The following is an 8030-nucleotide window of genomic DNA, read 5'->3' on the forward strand; positions in this document are numbered from 1 at the left end:
CCCCTACCCCCGGCGGGATCATCAGCCTGGGGGACGAAGCCCGGCTGATTGCCCCTACCCCCGGCGGGATCATCAGCCTGGGGGACGAAGCCCGGTCGATGCCCCTACCCCCGGTAGGTCAGCGGTCGATGGGTTCGCCCGCCAGGCCGTGGGCGTCCAGGGTGCCTTCGCTCGTGTCTGTCCCCCGCGGCGTCGGGTCGGCAACTCGCGGGCCCGCCCCGGCCTCCACGGACCCTGCCTGCAGGGTGACCGCGGGCCGTGCCGCCGTGGCGCCGGCGGGCTGGCCGGTCGCCATACGAGCACTGCCCGGTATGGCGAACCGGTGGTCGTCACGGTCCCGCGCGGAGTCGTAGGCGATGAAGTAGTTGGGTCGCTCCTGGAGCTGCTGGTACATGCGGCCGAGGTACTCGCCGAGGATGCCGAGGCAGAGCAGCTGCAGGCCGCCCACGAGCGCGATCATGCCCACGGTCGAGGCCCAGCCGGCGATGGCATGGCCCGTGAAGCGGCCGATCACGGCATACGCGATCAGGAGCAGCGAGGCGATGAAGCCCCCGAAGCCTAACCACGTGGCCAGCCGCAGCGGCTTGAGGCTGAAGCCGATGATCGAGTCGACCGACAGCATCACCATCTTCATGAAGGGGTACTTCGACTCGCCGGCCGCCCGCTCCTCGCGCTTGTAGGACACGCTCGCTGACGGGAAGTTCAGCGCGGGGACGACGAAGCGCAGCACCCGCCCGTGCTCGGGCAGGGCGTTGACCGCGTCGACGGTGGCGCGCGACATGAGGCGGAAGTCGCCGGCGTTGCCCGCGGTCTCCATCCCGGTCAGGCGGGAGTGGACGGAGTAGAAGGCCTTGGCGGTCTCGCGCTTGAAGAAGGAATCGGTGGAACGGTCCGAGCGGACGCCGTAGACGACGTCGACGCCCTCCTCGTGGGCCGCGCTCAGCATGTCGGCGATCGTCTCGGGCGGGTCCTGCAGGTCGGCGTCCAAGGTGACGACGAAGTCGCCGTGCGCGGACACCAGGCCGGCCGAGATCGCTGCCTGGTGGCCGGAGTTCGCGCGCAGCCGCACCACGCGCAGCTGCTCCCACTCGCGGCGGTAGCGCTGCAGCAGCACGGCGGTCTGGTCCTTGGAGCCGTCGTCGACCGCGACGACCTCGTATCTCGTCCCGAGACCGTCGAGCACCGGGCGCAGCCGCTGCACCAGCAGCGGGAGCACCTGCTCCTCGTTGTACATGGGGATGACGACGGACAGCTCAGGGACCATGCGTGCCAGCCTAGGTCCGCGACGTTGGCAATGGCCGCAGGGGGTGCTGTGCGTCGGCTGTGCCGTTGCACCCCCGACACCGGCATCGGGGGCGGCCCCGCACCGAGCAGGTAGCATGACCGCATGACTTCTGCCGCCTTGATCCTCGCCGAGGGCGAGCACCACTCCGAGCACGCGATGACGCTGCCGTTCGCCGACTTCTGGTTCGGGGTCATCGCGCTCGCCGCGTTCATGCTGCTGCTCGCGATCACGTTCGCGTTCCGCAACACCGCCGCCAAGCTGGCCCCGGCCCAGGGCGCCAACGACGCGTCGCACGGCTCGCACAGCGCGCCCGGGAGCGGGCACTGAGACAGCGGATCGGCGTGATGGGTGGGACCTTCGACCCCATCCACCACGGTCACCTGGTCGCCGCGAGCGAGGTCCAGGCACTGTTCGACCTCGACGAGGTCGTCTTCGTGCCGACCGGGCAGCCGTGGCAGAAGGCCGCCGCGAGCGTGTCGCCGGGGGAGCACCGCTACCTGATGACGGTGATCGCGACGGCCTCCAACCCGCGCTTCTCGGTGTCGCGGGTCGACATCGACCGGGACGGCCCGACCTACACCATCGACACCCTGCGAGACCTGCGCCGGCTCAACCCCGACGCGGAGCTGTTCTTCATCACCGGCGCCGACGCCCTGTCCCGGATCCTGTCGTGGAAGGACGTCGACGAGCTGTGGGGCCTGGCGCACTTCATCGGCGTCACGCGCCCCGGCTATCACCTGTCGGAGTCCGGGCTGCCCGCCGACGGCGTGACCCTCACCGAGGTGCCGGCCATGGCGATCAGCTCCACCGACTGCCGTGAGCGCGTCGCCGAGGGCAAGCCGGTCTGGTACCTCGTGCCCGACGGCGTCGTGCAGCACATCAACAAGTACCGCCTGTATGCCGCGTCCGCGCCCGTCGTCTCGACCGACCCGGCGCTGTCGGGCGTCACCGTCAACGGCGGCCTCGGCGTCATCGACCCCATCGGTGCCGGCCAGGCCACACCCACCTCGTCGGCGTCCCCGCCGTCATCGACCACCACCCCAAAGGATCCTGCGTGACCGCCACCCTGCGTGCCATCGAGCTCGCCAAGGCCGCCGCCCTCGCGGCGGACGACAAGCGAGCCCGCGACATCACCGCGCTCGACGTCAGCGACCAGCTCGCCCTGACCGACATCTTCGTCCTCGCGTCCGCACCCAACGACCGCCAGGTCCGGGCCATCGTGGACGAGGTGGAGGACCGCCTGCGCGACCTCGGCGCCAAGCCCGTGCGTCGCGAGGGCGAGAAGGACGGTCGCTGGGTCCTCATCGACTTCGTCGACATCGTCGTGCACGTCCAGCACAGCGACGAGCGCGAGTTCTACGGCCTCGAGCGGCTCTGGAAGGACTGCCCGACGGTGGACCTGGACCTGCCGGACCCCGCCGGTCGCCAGGACGAGGACGACCCGTATGCCGACGCGCCCGCCCGCACGACCGGGTGGCCGGGTCTGCGCGACTGACCCCCATGGGCAAGCGACTGATCCTGTGGCGGCACGGCGAGACCGCGCACAACGCCGCCGGCATCTGGCAGGGGCAGCTCGACATCGCGCTGTCCGACACCGGGCTGGCGCAGGCCGCAGCGGCCGCCCCGCACCTCGCGGCCCGTCGGCCTGACGTGATCGTCAGCTCCGACCTGCTGCGCGCCGCGGCGACCGCCGACGCGCTCGGGGGCCTGCTGGGCGTCGAGGTGCAGCGCGACGAGCGGTTCCGCGAGATCCACGCGGGGGAGTGGCAGGGCCGCTCGGGCGCCGAGGTGCGCGCGGAGTATCCCGCCGACGCCGAGCGCATGCTGACCGGCGAGGACTTCAAGCGCGGGGGGCACGGGGAGTCGGTGGCCGACGTGGCGACGCGCGCCCTGGCCGGTGCGCTCGACCTGGTGGGCCGTATGCCGCAGGACGGCCTCGCCGTGGTCGTCTCGCACGGGGTCGCCGCACGCGCCCTCGCCGCCGAGCTCGTCGGCCTGCCGCAGAAGCAGGCCTGGCTCGTCCTCGGCGGGCTCCGCAACTGCCACTGGGCCGAGCTCGCGCAGGTGCCCTCGGGCGCCTGGCGCATCGAGACCTGGAACCTCGGCGCCCCCGACGCCGACGAGGGCGCCTCCTGGCCGACGGAGCGCTGAGGCCGGGCGACCGGCACGGCACACGCCGATTTGGTCGCAGCGATGAACTCTGGCTAAAGTAATCCAGTCGCAGCGGGCCACGGTCCGTCACGACAACCCACGGGATCCGTCCCGTGAGGGGCTGTAGCGCAGCTGGTAGCGCACCTCCATGGCATGGAGGGGGTCAGGGGTTCGAGTCCCCTCAGCTCCACCATTTGGTCGAAGTTCCAACCCTGCCCCGCTGATCGTGGGGCAGGGTTTCTTCGTTGTGCTCCAGGTTGATGTCGGGGTGGAGTTGGCCGGTGCGTTGCCAGAACTCGGCGTGGAGTCGGTTGGTGGGGTCGAGGATGGTCTCGTAGATGCCGGTGAACTCCGAGGTCACGTCAAGGTTCTCTTTGAGAGTGATCTTGGTGAAGAACGCCTGGTTACACAGGCGTCGGCGGGCGTCGTCGCAGGCGAGGTAGAACGCGTGCGCGTTGGTCGCCAGGTGCAGGTAGGCGCGTAGCCGGAGCTTGGCGTCCTCGCGCCCAGCCCGGTAGGCAGACAGGCGTTGGTCGATGTCGGTGAGCATGCCTTCTATGCGGTGCTGTTCCTTCTTGAGTACGGGCAGGCTGATCGCGTCGGCGTAGTGGGCTTGCAGGAGCCGGAGTTGTTCGTCTTCGAGGCGTTCTTTCTGCCGGGTCAGGTCGCGGCGCTGGGTCTCGGATTCAGCGTCGATGCGGTCGAAGATGTCCTCGATCATGCCGGTGAGGGCGTCGGCGGCTTCGGGTGAGAGCTCGAAGGTGCGGTAGTGCTCGGCGACCAGGCGCTCCACGGTGGGGACGAGCACGGCCTGTCGTTCGCAGCCGCTGGTGCCCATGTGCCGGCCGAGGCAGATGAAGTAGGGGTAGGTCTCGCCGTGCCGGTTGCGGGCATGGTTGATCGTCATGCGTTTCCCGCACCCGCAGTACAGGGTGCCTTTGAGGTAGTGCTCGTGGGTCTGCGTGCGGTCGCCGGCGACGTTATGGGCGTCGAGGACGTTCTGCACCTTGGTCCACACGGTCGGATGCACGAGCCGGTCGTGGATGCCGAGGTGGCGCGCGCCCTTGTAGACGATGTCGCCCTTGTAATACGGGTTGCGCAGCATCCGTTGCAGCGTGGAGACCCCGATGGGTTTGGCGGGCCGCTTCGGGGTGGGCAGGCTGGTCAGCCCGCGGGCGGCGAGCTCGTCGGCCAGGTCGGACAGGGATCGGTTGCCGACCGCGTATGCCTCGAACGCCCACGCGACCAGCGGTGCACGTTCGGGGTCGACCGTGACGGTGCGGACCTCGCGGCCTTGCGGGTCGCGTTCTCGGACGTTGAGGTAGCCGAGCGGTGCCTTGGTGACGGTGCCGCCGGACGCCGCCTTCTGTTGGAGTCCTTTGGTGACCTCGCCAGCGAGGTTGCGGGAGTAGAACTCCGCGATGGTGGACATGATGCCGTGCAGCAGCATCCCTGTCGGGGTCTCATCAATGTTCTCGGTGACCGACACCAGTGTCACCCCGGCCTGCCGGAGCGCGAGGTGGATCGCAACGTCGTCGGCGCGGTTGCGGGCGAGCCGATCGAGCTTGTGGACGATGCACAGATCGACCTGGTTGCTCTTGATGTAGGAGAGCATGCGTTGCAGGTCGGGCCGCCGGGCGTTGGTGGCGGTCTCTCCGGCGTCGATGAACTCCTCCACGATCATCGCGCCAGCCTCGGCGGCGGCACGTCGGATCGCGTCGCGTTGGGCGGGGATGGAGAACCCTTCCTCGAACCCGCCGCGCTCGGCCTGTTCCTTGGTGGAGACCCGGATGTAGGCGACGGCGCGCTGCGCGTTGTTCAGCCCCTCCTGATCGGCGGGCACGGCGGTGTGGGCTTCGGTGGCGGCGGGCATGGTGCTCTTTCCTCTCAGGCGGCTGCGTGCCCTTCGCGGTGATTCCGCGAGCGCCAGTTGAGAGAAAGAGCATGACCGGCGATGCCGGTCAAGCAAGCCACCGATGCTGCCGGTGGACCCGAAGCGACTGATGCACCCTCGAAGGGCAACATCACTATTCTACGGCCCGTCGTCGTGGCGATCCAGGTAGTCGCTGGCGGTCTCGTCGTCGGTGGGGTGCAGGCCCAGGGGGTCGGTGATCGCCATGTCCACGATGATCCGTGCCAGCAGCTCCAGGTCGGGTTGACGGCGGGGCGTCACCACGACGTGGAGGCCGCGTTCGCTTTCGGGACGTCGGCTAGTGGTTCGTTGGTAGTTGCGGACCATCAGCTCGCACCACCGGCGTAGAACTCGTCCTCGGCCCGCCTGCGTTCAGCGACATCGTCGAGGACGAACTGCACGAAGTCCTGATCGCGGTCCTCGATGACGCGATCCTCAACGGGCTCGGCGGCCTCCTCGCCGGGCCAGCTCGTCTGCCGAGACGGCCGATCACGGTCCAGGCGGGTGCCAGAGGCGGCGACCCAGTCGCGAAGCCGCTGGCGGGCGTCGGCGAAGTCGCGGTGCCATCCCAGCGGTGCGGACCCGTTCTGCTCGGGGTCGTAGGCGCACAGCCAATGCAGGTGCAAGGCGGAAAGTTCCCACACCAGCTCGGGGTGGTGGTGCCAGAACGGTGGGATCACGCTCGCCGGGAGCCCGTAGGTTCTCCGGAGCCAGTTCACCCAGGCGTTGAGCTCCAGCCATTCGGTCTCGGCCTCGTCGCTGGTCAGAAGGTTCCAGTTGACCGGGTGCGGTGGCTCGGGTTGAAGGTATTCGTCCGCCGACGTCACGGGGTCGGGTTCGACGTCTTCGATGTCGGACTCGTCGGGGCCGGGGCGGTGCGGTGGCGTCAGGTTGTCGTCAGTCATGTCAGCGGCCCCGGTCAGATCGACATGCCCGCTTGGCGAGCCGTGGTCGCCGGCGGTGCGGCGGTCGGTGCGGGAGCCTCGGCTGCCCGGCCGGGCGTGCTACGTCGTGAGCGATCCACGTTGTAGGTGGTCCGGGCGAGGTCATGGCCGATCTTGCGGGCGATGAACTCGCTGCCCTGCGCCGCGTTCCCCTCGGCATCGGTGTAGGTGTAGTCGCGCACGTAGCCTTCAGCGACGAAGTTGTCGCCCTTGGCGAATCGCTCGTGCGCGACCTCCGCGGTCCGGCGATAGGCCACCAGGTCGTGGAATGTCGTGTCCTGCTTGGTGAAGGAGCCGTTGTCGTTGCGAGAGAAGTGCTCCTGACCGATCTTGACGTAGAACCGGGCGTCGCCCCGGTCGGTGTACGACAACTGCGGTGCGGACGCGATAAACCCCGACACCGACTGCTGGACATGCAACTGCTCGCTCATGACGGCGACTCCTTCTCGATCAGACTCGGCCGGCAACGGCCTCGTGGTGGTCACCGAGAAGGTGCGCAAGACATCCCAAACCTCATGGACGGCGCTCCAACAGGGCCTCGATGCCCGCGCGGTCGACGCGGAGCTGCGCGGTGTCGGGTCTGTCAGTCCAGGTCCGCATCCGGGTGACGATGGGCGGTGCTGCGCGCAGGAGGACGAGGGCGGTGCCGAATGGGAGGGTGCGGATGGTGTCGGGCGGCATGATCGGCACGCGTCGGATGGAGCGTTGCGCGGAGCGGGAGCCTTGGTCTCCGATGGTGGTGGAGTCGGTCACCTCGTCGCGTTCCCCGATGAGGGTGGTCAGGTCGTGCAGGTCTTTGGAGTCGGATGCTCCGCCGAGGATGACCTTGACGATCGAGGCGTCCCAGATCGCGCCAGGGGCGTTCTCCGACCACTTCTCTCTGGCTTGGGCGAGGGACTGCAAGACGGGCATAGTCGTGATCCCGGTGCCACCGCCTTCGGCCATGAGCGTCGGCAGCGACGGCAGGGGTGCGAGGTTGCCGACCTCATCGAGTGCGAGCAGCAGCGGCGGGTCGAGTCGTGCGCCGGGGCTCCGGGCGGCGATGCGCCGGGCGGCTTCCACGAGGTCTTCCACGAACGCCGCGACCAGCGCGGCGGAGTTGTTGGCTCCGGCTCCGGTCGCCAGCAGGTAGAGGGTGCCCTTGGCGCGGAGGAAGGCTTCGGGGTCGAAACTCTCGCCCTCGCGGGGGTTCACGGCGTCGAGGACGCGTGGGTCCGCGAGCGCGGCCAGAGCCAGGGAGACGCCTTGCCAGATGGAGTCGCGAGTGCGGGGGGCAGAGTCGATCATGGCCTGTAAGGAGTCCGCCCAGCCGACCGCGGCGCGCGGGCTCGCGGTGAGGATCGCCACCGCGTCGGCGGCCGCTGCCGGGTCGAGGGTCCACCGGAACAGCTCGCCCGGCGGGCGGCGGTCCAGCGCGGCGGCGTGCAGCAGTGAACCGCCCCGGGTTCAGTGGAGAGTCGGGCGTTCTTCCTCGACGGTTGTCGGGGAAGGGTTCTGGGCAGCGTAGTAGGTCTGCTCGAGCTCCAGCGGGGTGGCGTCGTCACACCAGGAGTGAAGGCGGCGCTGGTTGTACCAGTCGACCCATCTGAGGACCTCGAACTCCACGTGTTCCAGGGTGCGCCACGGGCCCAGGCGGCGGATGACCTCGGTCTTGAAGAGCCGGTTGAGTGCCTCTGCGGCGGCGTTGTCGTACGAGTCGCCCTTGGATCCGACCGAGGCGGTGATGCCGAGTTCTTCG

General features: G+C 69.2%; 10 protein-coding genes, 1 tRNA gene and 1 pseudogene. 5 read left to right on the forward strand and 7 right to left on the reverse strand.

The window, feature by feature from the left end:
- Nucleotides 1-118: 118 nt before the first annotated feature.
- Nucleotides 119-1264, reverse strand: coding sequence for a glycosyltransferase family 2 protein (locus K313_RS21820; RefSeq protein ID WP_029212976.1), 1146 nt, complete (start codon nucleotides 1262-1264; stop codon nucleotides 119-121).
- 123 nt (nucleotides 1265-1387) lie between these two features.
- On the opposite strand from K313_RS21820, the gene K313_RS0119105 reads away from it, so the two are divergent.
- From K313_RS0119105 to K313_RS0119125, 5 genes are all read left to right on the forward strand, one after another.
- Entirely contained in the window at nucleotides 1388-1612 is a 225-nt protein-coding gene (locus K313_RS0119105) for a hypothetical protein (protein ID WP_019284289.1), read from the forward strand.
- Nucleotides 1613-1629: 17 nt separating this feature from the next.
- Nucleotides 1630-2343 (forward strand): nicotinate-nucleotide adenylyltransferase, encoded by a 714-nt coding sequence (nadD, locus tag K313_RS21825; RefSeq protein ID WP_029212978.1) that lies wholly within the window; start codon nucleotides 1630-1632, stop codon nucleotides 2341-2343.
- A complete protein-coding gene (gene rsfS, locus K313_RS0119115; protein ID WP_029212979.1) occupies nucleotides 2340-2780 on the forward strand; it encodes a ribosome silencing factor in 441 nt (146 codons plus the stop codon). Before nadD ends, rsfS begins: the two co-directional genes overlap by 4 nt.
- A gap of 5 nt (nucleotides 2781-2785) precedes the next feature.
- Complete coding sequence (locus tag K313_RS0119120; protein WP_034254563.1) at nucleotides 2786-3436, forward strand: histidine phosphatase family protein; 651 nt, start codon at nucleotides 2786-2788, stop codon at nucleotides 3434-3436.
- Between the two features lie 117 nt (nucleotides 3437-3553).
- A tRNA-Ala gene (locus K313_RS0119125) sits at nucleotides 3554-3629 on the forward strand.
- Here K313_RS0119125 and K313_RS23305 read toward each other — a convergent pair.
- From K313_RS23305 to K313_RS24935, 6 genes and pseudogenes are all read right to left on the reverse strand, one after another.
- A complete protein-coding gene (locus tag K313_RS23305) occupies nucleotides 3618-5309 on the reverse strand; it encodes a recombinase family protein (RefSeq protein WP_029212981.1) in 1692 nt (563 codons plus the stop codon). The two genes, K313_RS0119125 and K313_RS23305, sit on opposite strands and share 12 nt — an antisense overlap.
- A 159-nt stretch (nucleotides 5310-5468) precedes the next feature.
- Complete coding sequence (locus K313_RS23770; protein WP_156911481.1) at nucleotides 5469-5612, reverse strand: hypothetical protein; 144 nt, start codon at nucleotides 5610-5612, stop codon at nucleotides 5469-5471.
- A 62-nt stretch (nucleotides 5613-5674) separates the two neighbouring features.
- Nucleotides 5675-6253, reverse strand: a complete 579-nt coding sequence (locus K313_RS0119140) for a hypothetical protein (protein ID WP_029212982.1) — start codon at nucleotides 6251-6253, stop codon at nucleotides 5675-5677.
- A gap of 14 nt (nucleotides 6254-6267) precedes the next feature.
- Entirely contained in the window at nucleotides 6268-6723 is a 456-nt protein-coding gene (locus tag K313_RS0119145) for a single-stranded DNA-binding protein (protein ID WP_034254569.1), read from the reverse strand.
- 82 nt (nucleotides 6724-6805) lie between these two features.
- Nucleotides 6806-7726, reverse strand: a pseudogene (locus K313_RS0119150) (type IV secretory system conjugative DNA transfer family protein); the annotation flags it as partial.
- Nucleotides 7727-7738: 12 nt separating this feature from the next.
- Nucleotides 7739-8030 (reverse strand): integrase core domain-containing protein (locus tag K313_RS24935; protein WP_029212985.1); only part of this gene is annotated, 292 nt, incomplete at its 5' end.

It is taken from the genome of Arsenicicoccus bolidensis DSM 15745 (genome assembly GCF_000426385.1).
GTDB lineage: Bacteria > Actinomycetota > Actinomycetes > Actinomycetales > Dermatophilaceae > Arsenicicoccus > Arsenicicoccus bolidensis.